The 24,680-nt window shown below is 63.3% G+C and carries 31 protein-coding genes and 1 tRNA gene; 20 read left to right on the top strand and 12 right to left on the bottom strand.

Going from position 1 to position 24,680, the window contains the following annotated elements; genetic code table 11:
• Window positions 1-177: 177 nt before the first annotated feature.
• Window positions 178-268, bottom strand: a tRNA-Ser gene (locus H7X45_RS11630).
• Window positions 269-346: 78 nt separating this feature from the next.
• On the opposite strand from H7X45_RS11630, the gene H7X45_RS11625 reads away from it, so the two are divergent.
• From H7X45_RS11625 to H7X45_RS11605, 5 genes are all read left to right on the top strand, one after another.
• A complete protein-coding gene (locus H7X45_RS11625; RefSeq protein ID WP_425498169.1) occupies window positions 347-1,462 on the top strand; it encodes a peptidylprolyl isomerase in 1,116 nt (371 codons plus the stop codon).
• Window positions 1,463-1,564: 102 nt separating this feature from the next.
• Complete coding sequence (ald, locus tag H7X45_RS11620) at window positions 1,565-2,680, top strand: alanine dehydrogenase (RefSeq protein WP_187335023.1); 1,116 nt, start codon at window positions 1,565-1,567, stop codon at window positions 2,678-2,680.
• Between the two features lie 56 nt (window positions 2,681-2,736).
• Window positions 2,737-2,877, top strand: coding sequence for a DUF5818 domain-containing protein (locus tag H7X45_RS15355; RefSeq protein WP_246449448.1), 141 nt, complete (start codon window positions 2,737-2,739; stop codon window positions 2,875-2,877).
• The gene (locus tag H7X45_RS11610; RefSeq protein WP_187335022.1) at window positions 2,874-3,938 is read left to right on the top strand and encodes a sensor histidine kinase; all 1,065 of its coding nucleotides are present in this window, start codon (window positions 2,874-2,876) and stop codon (window positions 3,936-3,938) included. Before H7X45_RS15355 ends, H7X45_RS11610 begins: the two co-directional genes overlap by 4 nt.
• Before the next feature lie 56 nt (window positions 3,939-3,994).
• Window positions 3,995-4,186, top strand: coding sequence for a DUF1328 domain-containing protein (locus H7X45_RS11605; protein ID WP_187335021.1), 192 nt, complete (start codon window positions 3,995-3,997; stop codon window positions 4,184-4,186).
• 28 nt (window positions 4,187-4,214) lie between these two features.
• Here the strand turns inward: H7X45_RS11605 and rpoN are convergent, their stop codons facing one another.
• The 5 genes from rpoN to H7X45_RS11580 all read right to left on the bottom strand — a co-directional run bounded on the left by rpoN (window position 4,215) and on the right by H7X45_RS11580 (window position 8,563).
• Window positions 4,215-5,639 carry an RNA polymerase factor sigma-54 gene (rpoN, locus tag H7X45_RS11600; RefSeq protein ID WP_187335020.1) on the bottom strand — a complete coding sequence of 475 codons (1,425 nt, stop codon included), beginning with the start codon at window positions 5,637-5,639 and terminating at the stop codon, window positions 4,215-4,217.
• Window positions 5,640-5,684: 45 nt separating this feature from the next.
• Window positions 5,685-6,425: an LPS export ABC transporter ATP-binding protein gene (gene lptB / locus H7X45_RS11595; RefSeq protein WP_246449892.1), complete on the bottom strand. Its 741-nt coding sequence runs from the start codon at window positions 6,423-6,425 to the stop codon at window positions 5,685-5,687.
• A gap of 226 nt (window positions 6,426-6,651) precedes the next feature.
• A complete protein-coding gene (locus tag H7X45_RS11590; RefSeq protein WP_187335018.1) occupies window positions 6,652-7,185 on the bottom strand; it encodes an LptA/OstA family protein in 534 nt (177 codons plus the stop codon).
• Between the two features lie 10 nt (window positions 7,186-7,195).
• Complete coding sequence (locus tag H7X45_RS11585; protein WP_187335017.1) at window positions 7,196-7,921, bottom strand: LPS export ABC transporter periplasmic protein LptC; 726 nt, start codon at window positions 7,919-7,921, stop codon at window positions 7,196-7,198.
• 24 nt (window positions 7,922-7,945) lie between these two features.
• Entirely contained in the window at window positions 7,946-8,563 is a 618-nt protein-coding gene (locus tag H7X45_RS11580) for a ribonuclease D (protein WP_187335016.1), read from the bottom strand.
• Between the two features lie 328 nt (window positions 8,564-8,891).
• Between H7X45_RS11580 and H7X45_RS15280 the strand changes: the two genes are divergently transcribed.
• Together H7X45_RS15280 and H7X45_RS11570 are read left to right on the top strand one after the other, a co-directional pair.
• On the top strand, window positions 8,892-9,677 hold the full coding sequence (locus H7X45_RS15280; protein ID WP_187335015.1) for a cold-shock protein: 786 nt from the start codon (window positions 8,892-8,894) through the stop codon (window positions 9,675-9,677).
• Between the two features lie 241 nt (window positions 9,678-9,918).
• Window positions 9,919-11,220 (top strand): M1 family aminopeptidase, encoded by a 1,302-nt coding sequence (locus tag H7X45_RS11570; protein ID WP_214645490.1) that lies wholly within the window; start codon window positions 9,919-9,921, stop codon window positions 11,218-11,220.
• 19 nt (window positions 11,221-11,239) lie between these two features.
• On the opposite strand, the gene H7X45_RS11565 is transcribed toward H7X45_RS11570, so the two are convergent.
• The 3 genes from H7X45_RS11565 to H7X45_RS11555 all read right to left on the bottom strand — a co-directional run bounded on the left by H7X45_RS11565 (window position 11,240) and on the right by H7X45_RS11555 (window position 12,776).
• A complete protein-coding gene (locus tag H7X45_RS11565; protein ID WP_187335013.1) occupies window positions 11,240-11,719 on the bottom strand; it encodes a Dps family protein in 480 nt (159 codons plus the stop codon).
• Window positions 11,720-11,852: 133 nt separating this feature from the next.
• Window positions 11,853-12,416: a TMEM165/GDT1 family protein gene (locus tag H7X45_RS11560; RefSeq protein WP_187335012.1), complete on the bottom strand. Its 564-nt coding sequence runs from the start codon at window positions 12,414-12,416 to the stop codon at window positions 11,853-11,855.
• Between the two features lie 3 nt (window positions 12,417-12,419).
• Complete coding sequence (locus H7X45_RS11555; protein ID WP_187335011.1) at window positions 12,420-12,776, bottom strand: hypothetical protein; 357 nt, start codon at window positions 12,774-12,776, stop codon at window positions 12,420-12,422.
• A gap of 214 nt (window positions 12,777-12,990) precedes the next feature.
• On the opposite strand from H7X45_RS11555, the gene H7X45_RS11550 reads away from it, so the two are divergent.
• The 4 genes from H7X45_RS11550 (at window position 12,991) to rpmG (ending at window position 14,740) form a co-directional block, all read left to right on the top strand.
• Window positions 12,991-13,341 carry a hypothetical protein gene (locus H7X45_RS11550; RefSeq protein ID WP_187335010.1) on the top strand — a complete coding sequence of 117 codons (351 nt, stop codon included), beginning with the start codon at window positions 12,991-12,993 and terminating at the stop codon, window positions 13,339-13,341.
• Window positions 13,342-13,455: 114 nt separating this feature from the next.
• Complete coding sequence (locus H7X45_RS11545; RefSeq protein WP_187335009.1) at window positions 13,456-14,064, top strand: response regulator transcription factor; 609 nt, start codon at window positions 13,456-13,458, stop codon at window positions 14,062-14,064.
• Window positions 14,061-14,426 carry an Hpt domain-containing protein gene (locus H7X45_RS11540; protein ID WP_187335008.1) on the top strand — a complete coding sequence of 122 codons (366 nt, stop codon included), beginning with the start codon at window positions 14,061-14,063 and terminating at the stop codon, window positions 14,424-14,426. Before H7X45_RS11545 ends, H7X45_RS11540 begins: the two co-directional genes overlap by 4 nt.
• Before the next feature lie 146 nt (window positions 14,427-14,572).
• Window positions 14,573-14,740: a 50S ribosomal protein L33 gene (gene rpmG / locus H7X45_RS11535; RefSeq protein ID WP_022672986.1), complete on the top strand. Its 168-nt coding sequence runs from the start codon at window positions 14,573-14,575 to the stop codon at window positions 14,738-14,740.
• 164 nt (window positions 14,741-14,904) lie between these two features.
• On the opposite strand, the gene H7X45_RS11530 is transcribed toward rpmG, so the two are convergent.
• Window positions 14,905-15,270, bottom strand: a complete 366-nt coding sequence (locus H7X45_RS11530) for a response regulator (RefSeq protein ID WP_187335007.1) — start codon at window positions 15,268-15,270, stop codon at window positions 14,905-14,907.
• A gap of 54 nt (window positions 15,271-15,324) precedes the next feature.
• Here H7X45_RS11530 and H7X45_RS11525 point away from each other — a divergent pair, with 54 nt between their 5' ends.
• From H7X45_RS11525 to H7X45_RS11510, 4 genes are read left to right on the top strand one after another with little or no spacing between them, the layout of a single operon-like run.
• Window positions 15,325-15,594: a DUF3572 family protein gene (locus H7X45_RS11525; RefSeq protein WP_187335006.1), complete on the top strand. Its 270-nt coding sequence runs from the start codon at window positions 15,325-15,327 to the stop codon at window positions 15,592-15,594.
• Window positions 15,595-15,653: 59 nt separating this feature from the next.
• Complete coding sequence (locus H7X45_RS11520; RefSeq protein WP_187337134.1) at window positions 15,654-16,262, top strand: HAD family hydrolase; 609 nt, start codon at window positions 15,654-15,656, stop codon at window positions 16,260-16,262.
• Entirely contained in the window at window positions 16,259-16,720 is a 462-nt protein-coding gene (locus H7X45_RS11515; RefSeq protein ID WP_187335005.1) for a RidA family protein, read from the top strand. The genes H7X45_RS11520 and H7X45_RS11515 overlap by 4 nt, the downstream gene beginning before the upstream one ends.
• A 38-nt stretch (window positions 16,721-16,758) precedes the next feature.
• Window positions 16,759-17,898 carry a GNAT family N-acetyltransferase gene (locus tag H7X45_RS11510; protein WP_187335004.1) on the top strand — a complete coding sequence of 380 codons (1,140 nt, stop codon included), beginning with the start codon at window positions 16,759-16,761 and terminating at the stop codon, window positions 17,896-17,898.
• On the opposite strand, the gene H7X45_RS11505 is transcribed toward H7X45_RS11510, so the two are convergent.
• Window positions 17,899-18,195 (bottom strand): SEL1-like repeat protein, encoded by a 297-nt coding sequence (locus H7X45_RS11505; RefSeq protein ID WP_187335003.1) that lies wholly within the window; start codon window positions 18,193-18,195, stop codon window positions 17,899-17,901.
• Between the two features lie 74 nt (window positions 18,196-18,269).
• Entirely contained in the window at window positions 18,270-19,112 is an 843-nt protein-coding gene (panC, locus tag H7X45_RS11500) for a pantoate--beta-alanine ligase (RefSeq protein ID WP_187335002.1), read from the bottom strand.
• A 122-nt stretch (window positions 19,113-19,234) separates the two neighbouring features.
• Here panC and H7X45_RS11495 point away from each other — a divergent pair, with 122 nt between their 5' ends.
• The 5 genes from H7X45_RS11495 to H7X45_RS11475 all read left to right on the top strand — a co-directional run bounded on the left by H7X45_RS11495 (window position 19,235) and on the right by H7X45_RS11475 (window position 24,632).
• Window positions 19,235-20,014 (top strand): division plane positioning ATPase MipZ, encoded by a 780-nt coding sequence (locus tag H7X45_RS11495; RefSeq protein WP_187335001.1) that lies wholly within the window; start codon window positions 19,235-19,237, stop codon window positions 20,012-20,014.
• A complete protein-coding gene (locus H7X45_RS11490; RefSeq protein ID WP_187335000.1) occupies window positions 20,014-20,316 on the top strand; it encodes a co-chaperone DjlA in 303 nt (100 codons plus the stop codon). The genes H7X45_RS11495 and H7X45_RS11490 overlap by 1 nt, the downstream gene beginning before the upstream one ends.
• A gap of 146 nt (window positions 20,317-20,462) precedes the next feature.
• A complete protein-coding gene (gene pgmG / locus H7X45_RS11485) occupies window positions 20,463-21,860 on the top strand; it encodes a phosphoglucomutase/phosphomannomutase PgmG (protein ID WP_187334999.1) in 1,398 nt (465 codons plus the stop codon).
• A gap of 89 nt (window positions 21,861-21,949) precedes the next feature.
• A complete protein-coding gene (locus tag H7X45_RS11480) occupies window positions 21,950-22,153 on the top strand; it encodes a hypothetical protein (RefSeq protein WP_187334998.1) in 204 nt (67 codons plus the stop codon).
• Between the two features lie 40 nt (window positions 22,154-22,193).
• A complete protein-coding gene (locus tag H7X45_RS11475; protein ID WP_187334997.1) occupies window positions 22,194-24,632 on the top strand; it encodes a ligase-associated DNA damage response DEXH box helicase in 2,439 nt (812 codons plus the stop codon).
• Window positions 24,633-24,680: the final 48 nt, after the last annotated feature.

The following is a 24,680-nucleotide window of genomic DNA, read 5'->3' as shown; positions in this document are numbered from 1 at the left end:
CTGCTCAGCGTTCGAGGATGAACCGGTGCCGGCCTGCCGCGTCGGTATGATGCATGCGGGCCGCAGCCATCCGCACCCTCATGATTGCCATCAATTGAAGCAGAAGCGAAAGGGAGCAAACCAGACCGAAAACCGCGCGGGCTTGCGGAAGAGTACGAAACAGGCTGGAAAAGCAGCTGGCGGAGCGGGAGGGATTCGAACCCTCGATACGGTTTTGCCGTATACTCACTTTCCAGGCGAGCGCCTTCGACCACTCGGCCACCGCTCCGCATATCGCTGGAAGGCGCTGCCTCTAATCGTTCGCACACGCTTTCGCAAGGCGCGGGTTTGTGCCACGTTCATTGTCATGATTTTGTCAGCTCGCTGCGTCCGCCCCGCCCTTGCCGCTGCCCTGCTGGGTGCGATGCTGTTCGCGCCTGCTGTCTCCTCCGCACAGGACGAAGCGAAAACCTATCCCTCGCCCGGCGAGCTCGTGGGTCAGGCACAGTCGTCCGAATGGGTGACGATCGCGCCGGAGGACCTGCTGGTGATGGATCTTGCGCCGGCCCGCGACGGCAAGCCGCGCCGCGTCGTAATTCAGCTGATGCCACCGCCGTTTTCGCAAGGGTGGATCGGCAACATCCGCAAGCTAGCAGAGGCGCATTGGTGGGACGGCACCAGCGTGAACCGCGTGCAGGACAATTATGTCGTGCAATGGGGCGATGCGACCGAGAAGAAACCGCTGCCGGATGGGTTGGAGACCGTGCCGGAGAGCGAGTATGTGGCGCAACGTGTATTCGTTCCCGAAATAGCCAACCAACATGATTTGGCTTGGCAGTCACTCGCCTACTTCTTTTTAAGAAATGCGCTGAACGCCGCCGATCTCGAGCTACCAAATTCTCCAAATCTCGAACAAAAAATCGAAAGTGGCGATACCGCTGCGCTTTTCGAACCGATTTTGCCGGATTTCCCCGACCCCTATGCGGCGATTTCGGGTCACCTGCTAGGCTGGCCAATCGCCAGTGACGCAACAGGCGCCGAGGATGGGACAGTTCCGTCTTACTGGCCCGTCCATTGCTACGGCATGGTCGGCGTTGGCCGCAATCTCTCGCCGGACACGGGGACGGGCGCGGAACTCTACACCGTGATTGGACAGGCGCCGCGGCATCTGGACAGGAACATTGCGCTGGTCGGGCGGGTGATCGAGGGCATGGAAAATCTTTCCAGCCTGCCGCGCGGCACCGGGGATCTGGGTTTTTATGAGAACCCGGAAGAGCGCACGCCGATCGTTTCGGTCCGGCTGGCCTCCGAGCTGCCGGAAGCCCAGCGGCCTAATTTTCAGTATCTTTCCACTGAAAGCTCCACCTTTGCGCGCTATGCCGAGGCGCGCGCGAACCGGCGCGATCCGTTCTTCAACGTGCCCGCAGGGGGCGCGGATATCTGCAACATCCCGGTGCCGATCCGCGAAAGTCCTGCGCAATGAAAATTTCGGCAGGCTGAAACAAAGTAACAGCTTCGGAGTCGCATTCCGTTACGGCGCGCGCTACAGCGGCGATACCAATTCAGTCTGTTCGAGGAACACGTCATGCTCGTCGGAACCGTCCGCGAAATCAAGAATCACGAATATCGCGTCGGCCTGACGCCCGAAAGCGCGCGCGAACTGGTTGCGCACGGCCATGAGGTAATGGTGGAAACCGGGGCGGGCGAAGGCATTGGCTCGCACGACCGCGAGTATGAGGCCGCCGGCGCGCGCATCGTTGCCGACGCGAAGACCGTCTTCGCCGAAGCCGAGATGGTGGTGAAGGTGAAGGAACCGCAGGCCGGTGAACGCGCCATGCTGCGCGAAGGGCAGATCCTGTTCACCTATCTGCACCTCGCCCCCGATCCGGAACAGACGAAGGATCTGGTCGCCAGCGGCGCGACCTGCATCGCTTATGAAACCGTAACCGGCCCCGGCGGTCAGCTGCCGCTGCTAAAGCCCATGAGCCAGGTGGCGGGCCGCATGTCGGTGCAGGCCGGCGCAAGCGCGCTGGAGAAGGCGCATGGCGGGCGCGGAGTACTGCTGGGCGGCGTGCCCGGCGTGGCGCCGGCCAATGTCACCATCATCGGCGGCGGCGTGGTCGGCTTCAACGCGGCGCAGATGGCAGCGGGCCTCGGCGCGCAGGTGACGATCCTCGACCGCGATCCGGAAGTGCTCGAAAAGCTGGGCAATTATTTCGAGGCGCGCGCGGTCACGCGCTTCTCCAACAAGGCGAACCTCGCCGAATGCGTCGCCAATGCGGACCTCGTCGTCGGCGCGGTGCTGATCCCCGGCGGCACGGCGCCCAAGCTGGTGACCCGCGATATGCTGAAGACGATGCAGCCCGGCGCGGTGCTGGTCGACGTCGCGATCGACCAGGGCGGCTGTTTCGAGACGTCCAAGGCGACGACGCATGACGACCCCACCTATGTGATCGACGATGTGGTGCATTACTGCGTGGCCAATATGCCCGGGGCCGTGGCGCGCACCAGCACTTATGCGCTCAACAACGTGACCCTGCCGCATACGATGAAGATCGCGGAACTTGGCTGGAAGGAAGCGCTGCGGCGCAACGCGCATCTCGCCGAGGGCCTCAATGTGTGGGACGGCAAGGTGACCTACGAAGCCGTGGCCCACGATCTCGGCTATGAATATGTGCCCGTTACGCAGGCACTCGCCTGAGCGACCGGCTCGTCCTCACCGGCACGCTGAAGCGGGCGCCCGGCGGCTTCCTGCTGGTGGCCGACGACGGCGCGCGCTGGCAGCTGGAGCTTTCCCGCACGCCGGTCGATCTGGTCGAGAAGCGCGTGCGGGCCGAAGGCACAGCTATTGACGAGGGCGTCATGCAGGTCGCCGGGCTGCGGGAAGACGCGGAATGAAGGTGGTCGAGGAAAGCGCCGCCGGAAGCCGCCCCGTTCGCCGCAGCGCGATGCGCACGATCAGCGGGGTGCTGCGGGGCAATGGCACATTGGGACTGCTGTTCGCGGTTGCGGCGTTCGCGCTCGCTTTGATCGTGCGGTTCGAGGTGGGCAGAATATTGCCCAGCGGCTTTCCCTATATCACCTTCTTTCCGGCGATCATCCTGACCACCTTCCTGGCCGGAACGCGGCCCGGCGTGCTGTGCGCGGCGCTATCGGGTATCGCCAGCTGGTACTTCTTCATCGCGCCGATGCGCAGCTTCGCGCTGGACGGCCCGGCGGCCACCGCGCTCTGCTTTTTCCTGTTCATCGCGGCGGTCGATATCGCGCTGATCCATTATATGGAGCTGAGCCGCGAACGCCTGAGCGAGCAACGCTCCGTCAGCTCTTCGCTCTACGAGCAGCAGCGCGCCATGTTCGCGGAACTGCAGCACCGCGTCGCCAACAATATGAGCTTCGTCTCCTCGCTCCTTTCGCTCGAACAGCGGCGGGTTGCGGCCGATCCGGCATCTGCCGTGGCCGTGATGGAAGAGGCGCAGCGGCGCATCACCGTCATGTCGCGCGTCCATCGGCGGCTCTACCGCCCCGAAGCGGTAGAAATGTCCCTAGAGAAATATTTCTGCGATCTGTGCGAGGATTTGCGCGAAGGCAGCGGTGCCGGGAACGTCCATTTCGACGTGCAGATGGACCCGGTCCGGCTCGATATCGGCAAGATGATGACGCTGTCGCTGCTGGTGACCGAGATCGTCACCAACAGCCTGAAGCATGGGGTGGCGGAGCAGCCCTCCAGCCAGATCGGCGTCATGCTGCGCGATCTGGGCCCTGCCGGGCTCGAGCTGACGGTGCGCGACAGCGGCCCCGGTTTCCCTGATGATCATGAGGAGCGAGCGGGCCACGGTCTTGGATCGCGGATTGCGCGCGGCTTTGCAGCGCAGCTAGGCGGGCAGCTGGCCTATTCCAACGAAGACGGCGCGGTCACGCGGCTGGTGTTCCCTCGCCCGCAGCCGACAGCCGAGACTTAAGCGCAGGCAATCGATGCCGCCGCGGAACCGCATCGTGGCTCGCGGCTTTCAGCATCATGATCAAACTCGCTATTCTCTGCCTCATCATCGCGCTGGTCGCGGCCATCCTCGGCTTCGGGGGCGTGGCGGGCACCTTCGCCAATATCGCCATCTGGCTGTTCGTGATCGCGATCGTTCTTTTCGTGATTTTCCTGGTTCTCGGCTTCATCGCCGGGAAGAAGGTGACCGACAAGATCGACCGGCTCTAACAGACACGCGAAGCGAAGGGCGGGCCGCTTACAGCCCCGCCATTTTCTTCTGCCGCCGCCGCTGCACGGACGATCCGTGTCCCATTGCCTCGCGATATTTGGCAACGGTACGGCGGGCAATGTCGAAGCCTTTTTCCTTCAACAGCTCGCACAGCCGATCGTCGGACAGGATGTTCTTGGCATCCTCCGCATCGATCAGCTTGCCGATATGGCTCTTTACCGCTTCCGCGCTGGCCGCTTCACCCGCATCGCCTGACGCGACGCCGCTGGAGAAGAAATATTTAAGCTCGAACACGCCGCGTGTGCAGGCGAGATATTTGTTGCTGGTGACACGGCTGACCGTGCTTTCGTGCATCTCAATGTCTTCGGCCACCTCGCGAAGCGTGAGGGGGCGCAGAGCGGTGACGCCCTTGTGGAAGAAGGCTTCCTGCCGCTTCAGAATGGCACTCGACACCTTTACGATGGTGCGTTGCCGCTGATCGAGCGCTTTGATCAACCAATGCGCTTCGCTGAGGCATTCGCCGATCCAGCTCTTCGTCGCCTTGTCTGCACCGGCTTCCAGATCGGCCTGATACTGGCGGTCCACCAACAGGCGCGGCAGGTTCGCCTCGTTCAGTTCGACGCGCCAGCCGCCCGCATGCTGCCGGATGAAAATATCAGGCACCACCGGCGGCAGCGTCTCGCTGTCAAAGCGCGAACCGGGCTTGGGGTCATATTCGCGAAGCTCCGCCACCATTTCGGCGAAGTCCTCGTCATCCGCCCCGCACAAGCGCTTCAACCGCGTGAAATCACCCTTGGCGAGCAGATCGAGATGGCCGATCAGCATTGCCATGCAGGGATCGAAACGATCCGCCTCGCGCGCCTGGATGGCTAGGCATTCGGCCAGGTTGCGCGCGCCTACCCCAGTGGGATCGAACAATTGCACCTCGCCGAGCACCCGCTCGACCTCCTCCTCTTCGATCCCCAGCCGCGCGGCGATGACATCCACGCTTTCGCCGAGATATCCAGCGGCGTCGATCTGTTCGATCAGCGCGAGCGCGATGGCGCGGTCGACGGGGCCGAAATGGGCGTTGGCCTGCGCCTCGAGATGTTCGTGCAACGTCGGCTCGGGCGATGCCATCCGGTCGAAATCCGGGCCCTCGCCGGGCTCTGCCGATGGTAGCGAACCGCCGCTGCCGGGCGAACCGAAATGCTCTGCACGCTCGCCTCGCGCTTCCACCGGGTCCACGCCCTCGTCAGCGCGCGCTTCCGCCGGTGCATCGCGCACCGCCTGCTCCTGCTCGCCGCCGCGGCTTTCGCTGGCGAGCAGCGGATTGCGCTCCAGCGCATCGTTCAAATAGGCCTCGACCTCGAGATTGCTTAGCGCGAGCAGCTTGATCGCCTGCTGCAACTGCGGGGTCATCACCAGCGACTGGGACTGGCGTAGATCGAGCCTAGGTCCCAGGGAACTCATGTCTGGAAACGCACCTTACTCACACCGGCCCCCCTTTGCCTGTTCCTAAAGCGCGAAGCTCTCACCCAGATAGAGGCGGCGGACATTGGGATCCGCCACCAGATCTTCCGGAGAACCCGCGAACAGCACCTGGCCGTCATAGATGATACAGGCCCGGTCCACGATTTCCAGCGTCTCGCGGACATTGTGGTCGGTGATCAGGACGCCGATGTCGCGCTTCTTAAGATCGGCGACCAGATCGCGGATGTCCGCGATGGAGATCGGATCGATGCCCGCAAAGGGCTCATCCAGCAGCATGATCGACGGATCGGCCGCCAGAGCGCGCGCAATCTCGCAGCGCCGCCGCTCACCGCCGGACAGCGCCATCGCCGCGGAATCGCGCAGGCGGGTAAGGCCGAATTCGCTGAGCAGCCGTTCCAGCCGGTCCTGACGCGCCTGTTTGCTGGGCTCGACCATTTCCAGCACGGTGCCGATATTCTGTTCCACCGTCATGCCGCGAAAGATAGAGGTTTCCTGCGGCAGATAGCCAAGGCCCAGGACCGCGCGGCGATACATCGGCAGGCCTGTGATATTCTCCCCGTCGAGCACGATACGGCCGCTGTCGGGCTTCACCAGCCCCATGATCGAGTAGAAACAGGTGGTCTTGCCCGCGCCATTGGGCCCGAGCAGCCCGACCACCTCGCCCCGGCCGACCGACAGCGAGATGTCCGACAGCACCTGGCGCTTGTCATAACTTTTGGCGATCGAGACCACCGCCAGCCCGCGGTCGAGCGCATGATCGGTCATCGCCGCTTCGGGGCTGATCGCGGTGCTTATGTCATCCATGCGCTTCATGTTCCTGCCGGCCGCTCCCCCGGCGCGAGATAGGCGCGCGCGGCGATGCTTGCAAACACTCGGCGCTCAGAAAGGAAGGGCCGGAAGGGACAGTCCATAAGCCTTGCATGTGGGCTGCACCTGCAGGTTTCAAGCCGATCTCGACGAACGACGGCGAAACCGCGCGAGGGACGCGGCGCTAGCGGCTGTTTTGCGGGACGGTAAACGTGCCGGTGACGCGGCCCGGCCCGGCGCTTTCGATGCCGGGCGGCGGGGTGCCCCCACCACTGCCGTCGATCACGGCCTTGCCGCTGTCGAGATCGATCACCAGACGGCCGCCGTTCAGATCATTGCCGCTCTGGCGCAGCGTAACATCGCCCACCAGCGTGATCAGCCGCCGATCAAGATCGTAGATCGCGGCATTGCCGGTGGCGCGCTCGTCCCCGCGGGTGATCACCACATTGCCCGTCGCATCGATGCGGTTCACATTGATGTTCCGCCCGTTGGAATAAGCGATCGTCATGCGCGCCGAGCGTAGCGTGAGATTGCCCTGCGTTACCTGAACTCCGCCGGAGAGCACCACCCGGTCGGACCGGTCCTGGATCTCGATCCGGCCCGCGTTGAAATCCACCGGCGCGTTGCTGTTGTGCCCGGTGAGCACCTGCGCGCTGGCCGTCGGCAGCAGCATTGCCGATCCCAAAAGGCCGAGGGTGAGTATCGCGATCCGCTTCATATCCATGTCCTTAACGCAAGCGGCCCTGATTGACGTGAACTTTCGCACCGCCGGACAGCGCAATCGTTCCCTTGGCGAGATCTACCGTCAGGCGATCGGCGCGGAACGGGCCTACTTCGGTGCGGCCGGTGACATTGCCCGAAACCACCAGCGTGCGATTGGCAAGATCGGCCTCCAGCCGGTCTCCCTTGAAACTGCCCAGATCGGTGGTCCCGGTGACGCCCCCGGTGGAACTGAGCGTTTGCGGCCCGAAGGCCAGCACGGCGTTGCTGGTGGAAAGCCGGTAGCCCGGCTCCGCTTCGAATTCGAGCGGGCCCGGTACCCGCGCCGTTTGCGCCTCTATATCGTAGATAGCGCCGCCCGCCTGCACGGATGCCGGGCCGTCATCCAGCATGATGCGCGCCGACAGATCGTTCAGTTGCACCTGGCCCGGCGTGGCGTTGCGCTGCACCGCGCTGCCCGCTTTCAGCGCGAAGGGGCGGCCCTTGTCATCGACGCCGCGATACATTGCATTGTTCGACTGAAGCCGCTCGGGCGCGCGTTCGACACGGTTCTTGTCGAGCACAAAGCTCATTTCTCCACGGTCCGCCAGCGGCGCTAGCAGCAGGATGGCGATGACGACGCCCACCGCCACCGGCAGCGCAATGCGCAAAATGCGGATGGTGCGATCGAACGAGCCGCCTGGCGCAGCGAATTCCTTGCGCTGCGAGCGCTGATCATCGGCGCGCCGGCTCATGCAGACGCTTCCGTAAGGATGCGATCAGCTATGAGCGAAGATATCGTCATCCGCCCATCCGGCGATATCGAGGCGCGCGCGCATGGGCAGGAAATCGAAGCAGGCCTGCGCCATCTCCATCCGCCCCTCGCGCTCCAACCGCGTGATGAACTGCTCGCGCAGCCGATGGAGGAAGCGCACGTCCGATGCGGCATAGTCCTTCTGCGCGTCGCTCAGTTCCGGGCCGCCCCAATCGCTCGACTGCTGCTGCTTGGAGATATCGGCCCCCAGCATTTCGCGCACCAGTTCCTTCAACCCGTGGCGATCGGTGTAGGTGCGCACCAGCTTGCTGGCGATCTTGGTGCAGAACACAGGCCCGGCAGTGACGCCCAGATAATATTCGATCGCCGCGAGGTCGAACCGCCCGAAATGATAGAGCTTCACCCGTGCCGGATCGGCCAGGATGCGCTTCAGATTGGGTGCGTCGTAAGAAGAGCCCGGCGCAAACCGCACGAGATGTTCATCCCCATCGCCGTTGGAGATCTGCAGTAGGCAGAGCCGGTCGCGCGGCGTGCGCAGCCCCATGGTTTCGGTGTCGACGGCCAGGTCGCCCGTTTCCAGCACGCCGGCCGGCAGGTCTTCTTCATGAAAATGAACCGTCACTGGGGATGCATCCTGTTGCTGGTTGTTTCTCGATCGAACGAACGAATTGGCCAGCCCTTTGCCGCATGGGGGCTGTCAACGCAATGATCGGCCACGCTATCATGGGAAGCCCTGCCCCGCTGCGCAATCGGTCCGACTAGGCGCCTTAGCAGCGCGAGCCGTGCGCAGCGCGCGCCAGCCTGTGGAAAACAGATGTCGCAAGCGAGCGAATTTTCCGCTATGCCCTTAGGCTGATGCGATTCCACGCGAGGACGCATCGGCCGCGCAGTCAGTCGTCCTTCGCTGCAATCGGCCGAACCGGGGGGCGAAGCAAGGTGTTTACGACGATATGAGTTTTGACCGTAAGCGGCGCGGCAAGGGCCGTGATAAGCGCGACAGTTTCGGCGACGAGAATTTCGACGGATACAGGGACTCCGCTCCGTTCGACGGCGGCGGACGCGGCGGTTTTGGCGGTGGCCCGCGCGGCTATGATGATGATCGCGGTAGCGGCGGTGGCCCGCGCGGCGGATTCGGCGGCGGTGGAGGCGGCGGCTTCGGCGGCGGTGGCCCGCGTCGCGGCGGCGGCGGCGGCGGTATGCCGGCACAGGTCGTTGGATCGGGCGAAGGCGTGGTCAAGTTCTTCAACGCGCAGAAGGGCTTCGGCTTCATCCAGTGCGATGACCGTCCCGATGACGTGTTCGTTCACATCAGCGCAGTCGAGGCGGCCGGGCTATCCGGTCTGGCCGAAGGTCAGCCGCTGAAGTTCACCCTGGTGGATCGCGGCGGCAAGGTCTCGGCCAGTGATCTCGAGATCGAGGGTGAGCCGATGCCGGTACAGTCCTTCGATCGCGGCCCGCGTCCGGGTGGCAATGATCGCGGTCCGCGCCCCGGCGGCGGCGCTCCGCAGCGCGAGCTGACCGGCCAGAAGGCCAAGGGCACCGTGAAGTTCTTCAATGATGTGAAGGGCTTCGGCTTCATCGAGCGTGACGATGGCGAAGCAGATGCCTTCGTCCACATCAGCGCCGTGGAACGTTCCGGCATGTCCGCCCTGCAGCAGGGCGACCGCGTCGGCTTCGACATCGAAGTCGATCGCCGCGGCAAATATTCGGCGGTGAACCTGCACTCGACCGATTGATCGGCGTTTTCGTTTTACCCATAGAATAGAGAAGGGCGGTCCCGCGGGGCCGCCTTTTTTGTATATGTTTCGCGCGCCAAGCTTGGTTTTGCTTACGAGCGTCGCTTCGCATGCATCCGCCCCTTCGGCGGCACCATCCATCGCTTCTCTCAATCTTCTTTGCCAGCGCTTGGGCTAGGTCCAAACAGAAGGGGGAAGATTGATGGACCGACGATTTCGACTGGCCGCATGCGCCCTTGCGATGGCCACCGCGTCGGAAGGCGCGTTCGCAGCGCCCTCCGCTGCCGACCCAAGCACAGGTTATCACGTCGAAGCCTATGAGGTTGCGCTTCGCCCCGACGTCTCGACCACCGCGTTGACCGGTCGCGAGACTATCCGGGTTGTCGCGAACGTCGACCGGCTCGAAACGGTCGCCTTTTCGCCCAACGCGTTGGCGATCGTCGATGCGCGGGTGGACGGCACGCCGGTAATGGTCGAGAGCGACAGGGACAGGATTGTTTTCCATCTGCCCCGCCCGCTCGCGGCGGGAGAGACCGCCCTCCTGTCCTTCGACATTGCGGGTACGCCGATGCGGGGCGTGAGCACCAGCGATGCGGGCATATGGTCTGGATATTTCGCCTGCGACTGGATGGTCTGCCGGCAAGATTCCCCAGGCGACAAAGCCTCCATCGCGCTGGATCTTTACGTGCCCACCGGGCTCGACACCCAAGGCGTAGGCGTGAAGTGGGCGGAGCGGGAGCTTGGCGGTAGCCTTACTCTCCATCGGTGGCGCAGCGTCGATCCGGTCTCACCCTATCTGTTCGCCTTCGCCGCAGGTCGTTTCCCGCGAAAGACAATCGAGACGCCGCAAGGCACGCTGCATTACCGCAACGCAACGGGTGCGCCTGCCGACCTCGCTTCACTTTTCGCGGAAACGCCGGCGATGGTCGCTTTTTTCGCTGACCGAGCCGGCATGGACCTACCCCGCGGCGGCTACACGCAACTGCTCGTTCCGGGCCGCGAGGCGCAGGAGACGATGAGCTTCTCGTTGATCGGGAAGGGTGAACTGGACCGCGAAACGGATGAACCCGAAGCCGCCTGGGTGATCGCGCACGAGCTCGCACATCAATGGTGGGGCAACCGTGTCACCACCTTAACCTGGCGCGATTTCTGGCTGAACGAGGGCGTTGCTACTTTCATGACCGCGGCCTGGAAGCAGGAGCGGTTTGGCAACGCAGCCTATGCGAAGGAAATCGAGATCCTACGAGGTCGCCGCGCCCAACTGATTGAGCGCGGTTGGGACAAACCGCTGGCCTGGAGCGGCGACTACCCATCGCTCGGCTATCGGCGCGCCGTGCAATACAGTAAAGGTGCGCTTTTCCTAGCGGAACTTCGGGCCGCGATCGGCGAGGAAGCGTTCTGGAGCGGTCTACGCGCATACACCCGCAGCTTTGCCGGAAAGACTGTCGTCAGTCGCGATTTCCAGAAAGCTATGGAAAGGGCGAGCGGGAGCGATCTCAGCGCGATATTCGGCGAATGGGTGTACGGCCCGGCAAAAGCCTGAGGCCGTACATCCCGTCCGCTCAGTTCTTTTCGAGCGTGCTTGCCAGGAACCAGGCGCGTTCTTCTGCCATGTCGGTCCAATCGTCGATCAGGCCATCGGTGGCATTGTCTCCGGTTTCCTCGCACAGCGCCTTCGCTTCCTTCAGCTTGGCGATATAGGCCAAGTTGTCGGTACGCAGATCGTCCAGCATCTGTTCGGCGGAAAGCCCTGCATCGTCGCTATCCTTCAGCGACTGGTGGCGGGAGATCGAGCCGATCGAGGTGAGCGTGCGTAGGCCGATCTTGCGGACGCGCTCGGCAATGGCATCGGTGGTGCCGATGATTTCCGCCGCCTGCTCATCGAGCAGCAGGTGGTAGTCGCGAAAATGCGGTCCATGCATGTGCCAGTGGAAATTCTTGGTCTTCAGATACAGCGCATAGCTGTCTGCGAGGACACCGTTCAGCGATTCGGCCAGCGCCTTCTTGCTGTTGTCGTCGATTCCGGGATGCTTGTCGGTCAAGGTCGGTCCTTTCTGGGATCAGTTTTTCGTTGCTATGCCAGAATAACCCTTGGGCCAGCGCGAAGTTTCCACCGACTTTGCCGCTCAGAGCGATCCAGCGCTTCGATCAACGCTGGGACCTATGCCTGTGGGTTCAGATCAAGCCCAAAGCGGCGAGGGACAGGATGACGCCGAGAACAGTGAACAGGCCGCCGCCCACGCGGCGTACCCAGACCAGCGGCACGGCGCGCGCCAGCTGATTGCGAAAGATCACTGCAGGAATGCAGGCAATGGCCAGTCCCAGGAAGCCGCCGATACCGGCCCAAAGCGGCATATCGGTTCGCGCCGCTGTTGCGCCGATCAGAAACTGGCTCTTGTCCCCCAGCATTGAGAGAAACAGGGCGACGAATGTACCGAAGAACGCGCCAAGGCCTTGCTCCGGTTCCTCCACGCGGCGGTGAGGTGCGAGCATCATCAGGCCCGCGAACATGCAGGCCAGCGCGTAGAAAAACATCAGCGCATCCTCGCTGATGGCCGCATGGATGAACGAGCCGAGCCAGGCGGAAATCGCGACATTCAGGAGGATCGCGCAGAGCAGCCCCGCGATCACGCGCCCTTCCCGATCGAACCGGATGGCGCACAGGGCAGCAAGCAATTGCGTGCGTCCGCCGGTTTCGGCGAGTAGCACGGCAAGCATTCCGGTCAGCAGTGCATCCACGTCTCAGCCGGTCATGCGATAGGCGACCGAAGCGAGCAGCGCCTCCGACTGCGCGGGCGTCGCCTCCCCGCATTCCACCGCTTCGCGCATCAACAGCGCATAATCGCGTTCGAAATGGCGGACATTGTCGGCTTGCATGGCGCGTGTGAGCGCGAGCTCGCATTTCTCGGTAACGAAGACGAGCGCCGAAAGCCGGCAGCGGCGCGCTTCGACGCGCAGCTGTTCGAGCTTGAAAAGAAAGTAGGCCGGATCGCGGTCAACTCGGATGGCTTCGAGTTCATCGATAAGCGCGCGGAATTCGGTATAAACCGCCCAGTTGCGCTGGTTGCCAAGCTGAAAACCCTTAGCGTCGTGATACATGCCCCTGCCCTTTTCGTGTGAACGCGTTCCCTGCGAATATTAGCCTTCACGAACATCCTGCACCGAACATGGTTAAAGCCCGGTAAATGGCTGAATTGCCGGGAAAAAGGCCCTTATGACCCCAAGGGGTAATTTCGCATTGCCACGCGTCCGGCCATAAGTGCGTTGTCGCCGGGACGTCACCCGGACCGGCACTGAGGTTGGGAGACCTGTTATGATCCGTTTGAAAACCATCCTGTTCGCAGCTGCCACGCTGGGCACCCTGACATTTTCCGTTCCGGCTGCCGCTGCATCGGCTCCCGCCTCGACCGCATCGTCGGCTCCGACATCCGAAATTGTGAGCGAGCTTATCACCCGCACGCAGAGCGCATGCGCCCGCAATGTACGCGGCGAGGAATGCGGCGCCTATCAGCGCACATTGCTCGCCGCGGTTGCCGCCCTGAACGGCGATGACGGCAAGCATGATCGGGGCCGCGACGTCACCCGGTTGCAGATGGATGCGCTGTTTTCCGCTGTCGACACATCCGCCGCCTCCCCCCTGAAATCCGCCATCGCACGCAGATAATCCGCGAGGCAAACCACTGTCCGACAGAAGCAGTCTCAACTGCTTCTTAACCATCTTCCGCTAGCGCTTGCCCTTCCTCCCCCACATCCGGTGGGCGCTAGCGGGAGCACGGCCATGGCCAGAAGGGCCATCATCGTAGACGATCATCCAATGTGTCGCCGGGCCACGGCGATGGCATTTCAAGCGGTGGATCCCGCCGTGACGCTCGTCGAGTCCGACACATTGGAAGATGCGCGGCGCCTTGCCGCCACTGCCGACATGGTGGCGATGGATATCGCCATGCCCGGCAGCCGCGGCATGATCGGCCTTGCCGAATTTCGCGAAGAATTTCCCGATGTTCCGCTGCTCATCATCAGCGGCAACAGCAATCCCGATATCGAGCGGGAGGTTTCCGGTATCGGTGCCAACGGCTTCCTGTCCAAGGAAGCATCGATGCCCGATATGGTGGAGGCGATCCGAACGGTGCTGGACAACGGCACCTGGTTTTCCGGCGCGCAGGATGGCGGCGACGAGCCGACCGAGCTGGAGCGCATCCAAACGCTCACCCCGGCGCAGATGCGCGTGCTCGTGGCGATGCAGGACGGCGCGCTGAACAAACAGATCGCCTATGATCTGGGCCTGTCCGAAGTTACGGTGAAGGCGCATGTGAAGGCGATTCTCAAAAAGCTCTCGGTGCCCAACCGCACGCAGGCGATCCTCATGCTGGCGCGGATCGAACAATGAGCTTTCTGGACAAGGGCGAGCCGGCATTGGCCGTCCCGCTGCTCGACGCAGAGCAGACCGAGCAACTGCTGCAAACCACCGGCTTCGAGGCTTTCTCCGGTTTCATGGCGGGTTTTGTCGGTGAACTGGAGAACCGTCCGGCAATCATCGCGGAGCAATGGAAGCTCGGAGACCATTCCGCAGCCCGTGCGAGCGCGCATTATCTGAAAGGGCCTGCCCTGACGATCGGCGCGGCGCGAATCGCGGCGTTGTGCGAATCGATCGAGCGCGGCGACGAAGCCCGATCCAAGCGGCTGATCGGGCTGTTGCAGGAGGCTGCGGAAGAGACCGGCCGCGCCGTGCGCGCGCTGATCGCGCTCTGAAACCCGGCCGACGATCGCCAAATCCGGCTTCAACCCCCGCGCACCCTTGACTTTACAGGCACAAACCGTCATCGCCGCCGCCTTATTGCAGACGGCAACCGAATCGATGCCGCCCGCCTTCATTCTCTAAGCTTAGGAAAAGTGCCATGGCGAAGCCCGCCACCGTGAAGATCAAGCTCGTCAGCACCGCCGACACGGGCTTTTTCTACGTCACCAAGAAAAATCCGCGCAACATCACCGAGAAGATGACCTTCCGGAAATATGATCCGGTTGCGCGCAAGCATGTCGAATTCAAGGAAGCCAAGATCAAGTGATCTGGCGGGAGGCGCTCCCGCGCTTCCCCTTCCTCGATAAATCGACGTCATCGTAGGTCGATATCAAAGCAATCCAGGGCCCTTGCACTTTTGCAGAGGCCCTGGATTGCTTTGTCGTATCATAATTTCTGACGGTGATGACCGAGGGCTGATTCAGGCTGGTGTCAGCGCATCGCTTCCTGCACCGCCTCGACGAACTTCATGACCGACACGGGCTTGGACACATAGCCCTCCGCACCTGCTTCACGGATACGCTCTTCATCACCCTTGCCCGCATAAGCGGTGACGGCGAGGATCGGGATCGGCTTCAAGCTTGCGTCCCTCTTCATCTGTCCGATCAGATCCAGGCCGCTGACATGCGGCATCTGGATATCCATGATGACGAGATCGGGCTTGAACTCACGTGCCTTTTCCAGCGCCTCCCGCCCATCGGTCAGCGGCTCGACGACGAAGCCGTGGGCGCGCAGAAGATCGGTGAAAAGCTTCAGATTGAGCTCATTGTCCTCCACGATGAGGATGCGTTTGGCCATTTCGCTACTCCAACCCCGCTTGGCGCTCGGCCCCCTATGCCCTAGAGCCGCGGCATGCGCCAGCCCGCCGCCCCCGCCGATCCCGAAGCCCTCGCGCTCGACGCGCTCACTTGGATCATGGAGGATGACAAGCGGGCGGTGCGCTTTCTCGATCTGACCGGCCTCACCCCGGACGGGCTGCGCGCCGGGTTGGCGGACCGGGCCACCCACCGTGCCGTGCTCGGTTTCCTGGAAAGCTACGAACCCGACCTTGTAAGCTATGCCGAGGAACGCCAGATCGACCCCTCGCTGATCCCTGAAGCCGCCCGAAAGCTGGACGCTTGACTCAAGACACCGCCCGCCGCCCGTTAATCATTACCGATTGCGACGAGGTGCTCCTCCACATGGTCGTGCCCTTCGCCGAATGGCTGGACGAGGCGCACGGCATCCATTTCGATCTGGACCGCGGCGGTTTTGCCGAAGCGCTTCGCCACAAGCATGACGGAACCGTGGTGGCGCAGGAAGATGTCTGGCCGCTCCTGAACGAATTTTTCGACGGCCAGATGAGCCGCCAACAACCGATCGACGGCGCAGTCACGGCGATCCGCACGCTGGCCGAAAAGGCCGATGTGGTGGTGCTCACCAATCTGCTCGATCACCGACAGGAAGCACGGGCCGAGCAGCTAAGGACTGTCGGGATCGATCACGAAGTGCGTTGCAACCAGGGTGGCAAGGGCGCTCCGCTGGCCGAGATCGTGGAGCGGTTCGACCCCACGGTGACCATATTTATCGACGACCTCGCGGTTCATCACGAATCAGTGGAGAAGCATCGTCCGGATGTGTGGCGCCTTCACATGGTGGGCGAGCCGCGCCTGGCGGGCAGCATCGAACCGGCGGCGCACGCCCATGCCCGGATCGATCACTGGGGCGAGGCATTGGAATGGATCGAGGCGCGCCTGGCCGATGGCAATCCGGCCCACGCAATCAAAAAGGAAGAAGGACAAACCGCATGAGCATCGACCAGAAGCTGAAAGACCTCGGCATCACCCTGCCCGAACCGGCCGCGCCGGTGGCGTCCTATCGCCCGGCGGTGGAAGCCAACGGCATGCTCTATGTTTCCGGCCAGCTTCCTTTTATCGACGGCGAAATCGTGACCGGCAAGCTGGGCGCGGACGTCTCGCTGGAGCGCGGTGTCGAAGCCGCGCGCGCCTGCGGAATCATGCTGATCGCACAGATCAAGGCCGCGCTGGGCGGTGATCTGGACCGCGTGGGGCAGATCGTGAAGCTGGGCGGGTTCGTCGCCTCGGTGTCCGATTTCACCGATCAGCCCAAGGTGGTGAACGGCGCGTCGGACCTGATGGAGCAGGTGTTCGGAGAGGCTGGCCGCCACGCCCGCAGCGCCGTTGCCACGCCGGTGCTGCCGCTCGATGCGGCGGTCGAAGTCGACGCGATCGTCGCGCTGAAGGCATAAGGGAGCCGCTCTTCTTTTGACGCTTCGCTACGCAGCCCGTGCCTGACGCCGATATCATCGCCAAGATCGGTCGCGGCGTTGCCGCTCTTCCGGCGGAAGAGTGGGACGCCTGCAACGGCGCGGGCAATCCCTTCCTAAGCCATGCCTTTCTCTCCGCCATGGAGGATTCGGGCAGCGTTGGGCGCGGCAGCGGGTGGACGCCCGCGCCGATCGTCATCGAAGATGATGCGGACGCGATCGCCGCCGCGCTGCCCGCTTATCTGAAATCGCACAGCCAGGGCGAATATGTGTTCGACCAGAGTTGGGCTCACGCCTTCGAAAGCGCGGGCGGGCGCTATTATCCCAAACTTCAGATCGCCGCGCCTTTCTCGCCTGTCCCCGGCCCGCGCCTGCTGCTGCGCGATAAGGCGCTGGCCCAGCCGCTGCTGAACGCAGCCGAAGCGCTGGTGCTGCAGAACGGGCTGTCTTCCGCGCATGCGAGCTTCGTCGCACCGGACCAGATCGCGCATTTCGAGGAAGCGGGCTGGCTGATTCGCACCGACAGCCAGTTCCACTGGAAGAACCGGGATTATCGCAGCTTCGACGACTTTCTGGGCGCGCTATCGAGCCGCAAGCGCAAGAATATCCGCAAGGAACGCGCCGCGGCGCAAGGCGCGGTGCATATCGAACGGCTGACCGGCGAAGCCATCCGGCCTGAACATTGGGACGCCTTCTGGCTATTCTACCAAGACACCGGCGCGCGCAAATGGGGCCACCCCTATCTAACGCGCGAAGCGTTCGACCTGTTGGGACAGCGCATGGGCGACAGGATCGTGCTCGTCCTCGCCTATGACGGCGACATGCCTATTGCGGGTGCGCTGAACCTGCTGGGTCCGGACACGATCTACGGCCGCTATTGGGGTGCATTGGCCGAGGTGCCGTTCCTGCATTTCGAGCTATGCTATTATCAGGCGATCGACATCGCCATCGAACGCGGCCTCGCCACGGTAGAGGCCGGCGCGCAGGGGCAGCACAAGCTGGCCCGCGGTTATGAACCGACGCCGACCTATTCGGCGCACTTCATCGCCGATGAGGGGTTCCGCGATGCGGTGGACGATTTCCTGACGCGCGAGCGCGAGGCAGTGGCGCAGGAGATCGAGTTTTTGAACGAGATGGGCCCGTTCAAAAAGAGTGATTGATTAGGCGGCGCGCACTTCGGTGGCGCGCAGCCAGGCACGGGCTTCGCGCTGTGCCTCGGCGATTTCGCGCGCCGTCATGTCGTAGGAAATTTCGGCGCGGCACATCATGCCTTCTTCGCTGCCGTTGAGCGCTGCGAGGTTGAACCATTTATGCGCCTCGATCAGATCGAGCTCAACGCCATTGGTGCCTGTCGAATAAGCGATTCCGAGATCGTAAAGCGCGTCCGCATTGCCTGCGGCCGCATCAGCCATCCGGCTCTCGATTAAAAAGCGGGCGGTTTTCTCACTGTAACCCATATCCCCTGTCCCATTTGCCTCCAATGGGCACAGAACAACAGAAGATGGTCAACGAATGGTTAACGCACGCGTCGCTATTTTCCGTCGACCGGATGATTATCGATCAAACGTGTGTTTTCTATCCGCGCTGCCACGAACAGCCGCGCGCCCGACTTGAAGCTTTTCAGCGGTTGCAAATTATCGCCGTCGCGCATTTCAAGATAATCGATCGAGACGAAGCCGGCATCCAGCATCCGGCGCCGTGCCGCGTCCAGCGCATGCCCCGGATCCTCGCCATCGCGAATCGCTTCGGCCGCGCTCTTCAGCGCATCGGGCAGAGCCACCGCCGCCGCCCGCGCCTCCACCGAAAGATAGGCATTGCGCGAAGAGAGCGCGAGGCCGTCCGCATCGCGCACCGTCGGCACGCCGACAATCTCCACTGGAAAATCGAGATCGCGCACCATGCGGCGGATGACGGCCAGCTGCTGATAATCCTTCTGCCCGAACAGCGCGATGTCCGGCTGCACCTGGTTGAACAGTTTTGCAACGACCAGAGCGACGCCGTCGAAATGCCCCGGCCGCGCCGCGCCGCACAACCCCTCGCTGGGGCCAGCGACGCTCACCGTCGTCGCAAAGCCATCGGCATAGATTTCATCTACCGTCGGCACCCATAGCAGGTCCGCGCCTGCCGCCTCCAGCTTGGCGCGATCGGCCTCCAATGTGCGCGGATAGGCATCCAGATCCTCGCCCTCCCCGAACTGCTTCGGATTGACGAAGATGGACACGGCCACATGATCGACCCGCGCCCGCGCTTCCTCCACCAGCTTCAGATGACCCGCGTGCAGCGCGCCCATGGTGGGAACCAGCGCAAGCTTTCCACGGCCTTTCATATTGGAAACCGCCATGCGGAGATCGTCCAGCCGATTGATCAATTGCACGCCATCCATCCCTTCGATACACCTTGGCCAACGCCCCGCGCGACGCGATGCGTGGGGCCGTAATCACATGTCAGCCGGGCACATTCGTCACAAGCCATATGGCCGGTCCAAGGGGGATTTCCATGGCCGCAACGGCCCCGCATCATATCGTTTTCGCCAATGAAAAGGGCGGCACCGGCAAATCGACCACCGCAGTCCATGTCGCCGTGGGCCTTGCCATGCAGGGCGCGCAAGTGGCCTGTATCGATCTCGACAGCCGCCAGCGCACGCTGTTCCGTTATCTGGAAAACCGCCGCGATACCGCGCAGCGCCGCGGCGTCGATCTGCCCACGCCAACGTTCGAGGCGCTGGAAAACCCGGATCAGGCCGAGCTCAACAAACAGATCGAGCGGATGGGCGAAGGCATGGACTTCCTGCTGTTCGACACGCCTGGCCGCGACGATCCGTTCGCGCGCTTCGTCGCCACCCGGTCCGACACGCTGGTAACGCCGATCAATGACAGCTTTGTCGATTTCGATCTGATCGGAAAGGTGGACGCGGAGAGCTTCAAGGTGACCAAGATCAGCTTTTACGCCGAGCTGATCTGGGAAGCGCGCACCACGCGCGCGCGCAAGGAAGGTAAATCGATCGACTGGGTCGTACTACGCAATCGTCTGCACAATATGGAAGCGCGCAACCAGCAGCGCGTCGGCAGCGCGCTCGATGCGCTGGCCAAGCGCGTGGGCTTTCGCGTGACGCCGGGCCTCAGCGAGCGCGTGGTCTACCGCGAACTGTTCCCGAGCGGTCTCACCCTCCTCGACAAGGGGCATCTGGGGCAGCTTGGCACCAGCCATATCGCCGCGCGGCAGGAGCTGCGCCAACTGATCGGCGCGCTCAACCTCAAGGTGCCGGTGGCCGCCTGATGGGCAAGCTGCTGCTCTTCGCCGTCGTCGCCGCGATCATTTGGTTCTGGTGGCGGGGCAAGAGCGAACGGGTGAAGCACGCGCAGTCCGAAAGACTGGACCACGATGATCGCGCCGTGGAGGACGCAGCGCGCCTGCTTGGCGTCGATCCTCATGCCGATGCCGCCACCATCCGCGCCGCCTGGCGCCGCGAAGTCGCCGCCGCCCGTCCCGATCAGACCAACGACGCCGCCAGCCTCGCCGCCTTGACGGAAGCGCGCGACCTCCTTGTGGCTCGTGCAACCGGGCGGTCAGGACGTTAGTTTACCTATTCATGTAAAGCTGCCCACCAACCCCGTGAGTGCTGAGCCTGTCGAAGCACGGTTCTCGAATGAGAGACGCCCTTCGACAAGTTCAGGGCTTCCGGTAAAGTGGGCCGGAATTTCGCCAGTTTTCGAAGGACCAATCCATGCCCCATCGTTTCGACCCCAGTTCCTTGCGCGAATATGACATCCGCGGAATCCTCGGCAAGACGCTGGGCGAAGCGGATGCGGACGCAATCGGCCGCGGCTTTGGCACGCTGATCAAGCGCGCGGGCGGCAGCACCGTTGCGGTTGGCTATGACGGGCGCGAAAGCTCGCCGATGCTGGAAGCGGCGCTGGTCGCGGGCCTCAACGGCGCAGGCGTCGATGTCGTGCGCGTCGGCCTTGGTCCCACGCCGATGCTCTATTATGCCGAAGCAAGCATGGACGATGTCGACGGCGGCATCATGATCACCGGCAGCCACAATCCACCCGATTATAATGGCTTCAAAATGGTGTTTCAGGGCCGCCCCTTCTTCGGGGAGGACATCCAGACGCTCGGCAAGATGGCCGAAGCCGGCGATTGGGACAGTCCCGAAGGCGGCGAAGGTTCTTCGCGCGAGCAGCCGATGCTCGATGCCTATATCGATCGTATCACGCGCGGCGCGGATGCGTTCACGGGCTTCCGCGTGGGCTGGGATGCGGGCAATGGCGCTGCCGGCCCCGCGCTGGAAAAGCTGATCACCAAGCTGCCGGGCGAACATCACTGCCTTTATACCAAAGTGGACGGCACCTTTCCCAACCACCATCCCGATCCGACCGAACCGGAAAATCTCGAAGACCTGCAGAAGCTGGTCGCCGACAACGATCTCGATTTCGGAATTGCCTTCGACGGCGACGGAGACCGGATCGGCGCCATCGACGGCGAGGGCCGCATCATTTGGGGCGATCAGCTGATGCAGATCTTTGCCGCAGACGTGCTGAAAGAAGAGCCGGGCAGCACCATCATCGCCGACGTGAAGGCCAGCCAGGCGCTCTACGACCGAATCGCCGAGCTTGGCGGGCAGCCGCTGATGTGGAAGACCGGCCACAGCCTCATCAAGTCCAAGATGAAGGAGACCGGCAGCCCGCTGGCCGGCGAAATGAGCGGGCATATCTTCTTCAAACATGATTATTACGGGTTCGACGACGCGCTCTACGCCGCCGTGAGGCTGATTAAGGCGGCCAGTTCCCTCGGCAAATCGGTGACCGAGCTGCGGTCCGAAATGCCGGACATGATCAACACGCCCGAAATGCGCTTCCAAGTCGATGAAAGTCGCAAATTCGCCGCGGTGGACGAGATCGTCGAGCGAATGCGCGCGAGCGGCGCGGACATGAGCGATATCGACGGCGCGCGCGTCAACACCGAAGACGGCTGGTGGCTGCTGCGGGCCTCCAACACGCAGGACGTGCTCGTGGCCCGCGCGGAAGCGCATAGCGAAGCCGGACTGGAACGTCTGATGGCGCAGGTGGACGAGCAGCTGAAGCTATCGGGCATCGAACGCGGCGAGACGGTAGGCCACTGATGCGCCGTCCGGCCCCATGACATAGCGGCAGGGAAAGTTTGCGCCGCCCATCCGTTACGCATCCGACGAATTGATAAAGGAGCATGACTATGGGCTGGGGAATCCTCACGATATTGGGGCCGATCGTTCTGGTGGGCGCGATCGCCTGGGCGATTTTGCGCAACAAGAAGGAAGTCACTCCGCGCGACGAGGCCCGCACTGAACGCGCCACGCATGAACTTTATGACAAGGCGGACCAGCAGGACGCCAAGGATGCCCGCCGCGACCCGCTTTCGGATGAAGGCGATCGCTAAGGCGGCATCCGCGTGACGCACGCCGCATGACGCACGCCGCATGACCACGCCCGCCACGGGTGCTCCCCTCCCCGCCGCCATTGCCGACTGGTTCGCCGGGCGTGGCTGGCGGGTGCGCGACCATCAAGCGGCAATGTTTACGGCGGACCGGGCGGGTGACCACGCATTGCTGGTCGCCTCGACCGGCGCGGGCAAGACGCTCGCGGGCTTTTTGCCGACGCTGGCCGATGCCGCCGAAGGGCCAATCGAGGGGCTCCATACCCTTTATATCTCGCCGCTGAAGGCGCTCGCCGTCGATATCCAGCGCAATTTGAAGGCCCCGATCGACGAGATCGGTTTGTCGCTCACGGTGGAAACGCGGACAGGCGATACGCCGTCCGACCGCAAGGCCCGCCAGCGGGTGCGCCCGCCCAACATCCTGCTGACCACACCTGAATCGCTCAGCCTGATGCTCTCGCACGAAGACAGCTTCACGCTGTTTGCGGGACTGAAACGCGTGGTGATCGACGAAGTGCATGCCTTCGCCACCCAAAAACGCGGCGATCTTCTGGCGCTGTCGCTGGCGCGGTTGCAGCGGATCGCGCCCGATATGCGCCGCGCCGCCCTGTCCGCCACCGTGGCCGATGCCGACGGTTACCGCGCCTGGATTGCCCCCTATGGCGATATCGACAGCGTGGCGCTGGTGCTTGGCGAGAAGGGCGCGGATCCGGACATCGACATCTTGCTGCCGCTCGGCCGGGTCCCTTGGGGCGGGCATTCGGGCCGCTACGCCGCGCCGCAGGTGATGGAGCTTATCGCGGACAACCGCACCACACTCGTCTTCTGCAACACTCGCAGCCTGGCCGAACTGATCTTTCAGGATTTGTGGAAGGCAAACGATCAGGGCCTGCCCATCGGAATCCACCATGGCAGTCTGGCCGTCGAGGCGCGGCGCAAGGTGGAGGCGGCAATGGCCCGCGGAGAGCTGCGCGCGCTGGTGGCCACCGCCAGCCTCGATCTCGGCGTTGATTGGGGCGATATCGACTGCGTGGTGCAAATGGGCGCGCCCAAGGGCTCCTCGCGCCTGCTGCAGCGCATCGGCCGCGCCAACCACCGGCTGGACGAGCCGAGCAAGGCGATCCTCGTACCCGGCAACCGCTTCGAATATCTGGAGGCGCAGGCCGCCCTCGACGCGGTAGAAGCGGACGAGCGCGATCCGGACATCTTCCGCCCGGGCGGGCTCGACGTGCTCGCCCAGCATATCATGGCCATGGCCTGCGCCGCGCCGTTTAGCGAGGCCGATTTGCTGGAGGAAGTGCAGGCCGCGCTTCCCTACAGCGCGCTGACCCCGGCAGCTTTCGGGCGCATCGTCGATTTTATTCGCGACGGCGGCTATGCGCTGAAAAGCTATGATCGGTTTAAGCGCCTGACGCAGGAAGGCACGGACGAAGACGGCAGCCGCCGCTGGCGCGTCAGCCATCCGCGCTTCGTGACGCAGCACCGCATGAATGCCGGTATCATCGTCGATGCCGCAACGCTGGACGTGCGCTTCAAGAACGGCCGGAAGCTTGGCACGGTCGAGGAGTATTTCGCCGCCTCGCTTTCTCCGGGCGACACCTTCTTCTTCTCCGGGCTCAGTCTGGAGGTCGAGCGGATCAAGGATACAGATCTGATCGTCCGCGCCACCAGCCGCCCCGCGCGCATTCCCACCTATGTCGGTGCGCGCATGCCGCTCAGCACCAATCTTGCCGCCCGGGTGCGCGAATTCCTGTTCGATCGCAGCCAGTGGCGGCGGTTTCCGGGTGACGTGCAGGAATGGCTCTCCGTCCAGTCCGACCGCTCCGTCCTGCCCGAACCCGGCCAGCTTCTGGTCGAGACCTTCCCGCGGGAGGGGCGGCATTATATGGTCGCCTACAGCTTCGAGGGCTGGAATGCGCACCAGTCGCTCGGCATGTTGATCACCAAGCGGATGGAAAAGCGCGGGCTGAAACCTCTCGGCTTCGTCTCCAACGATTATGCCCTCGCCTGCTACGGCTTGGAACCCGTGACCGATCCCGCCGCGCTGTTTTCCAAGGACATCCTGCGTGACGAGTTTACGGACTGGGTGCAGCAGTCCGCGCTGCTGAAGCGCGCCTTCCGCGAGGTGTCCGTGATCGGCGGTCTGGTCGAGCGCCAGCATCCCGGACGCCGCAAAACCGGCAAGCAGGTGACCTTCTCCACCGACCTGATCTACGACGTGCTGCGCAAATATGAGCCCGACCATGTGCTGCTCGAAGCCGCCTGGGCCGATGCGCGCGCGCGGCTGACCGATGTGGGCCGTCTGGGCGATCTGCTCGACCGCGCCGCCGCCACCATGCTGCATATCGATCTGGACCGTGTAAGTCCGCTCGCGGTGCCGGTTCTCGTCTTGATCGGGCGCGAGACGGTGGCGACGGGCACTGCCGACGACGCGCTGATCGCTGAGGCCGAGGCACTGGTGGCCGAAGCAATGGGCGACTGAGGCCCAGCCGCCGGAGCGTTCGGATCGGCCAGACGTGTCAAAGCCCTT

Source organism: Novosphingopyxis iocasae (assembly GCF_014334095.1).
Lineage (GTDB): Bacteria > Pseudomonadota > Alphaproteobacteria > Sphingomonadales > Sphingomonadaceae > Novosphingopyxis > Novosphingopyxis iocasae.
The sequence above is the reverse complement of the archived record's forward strand: the minus strand, read 5'-3'. Positions and strand labels throughout refer to the sequence as shown.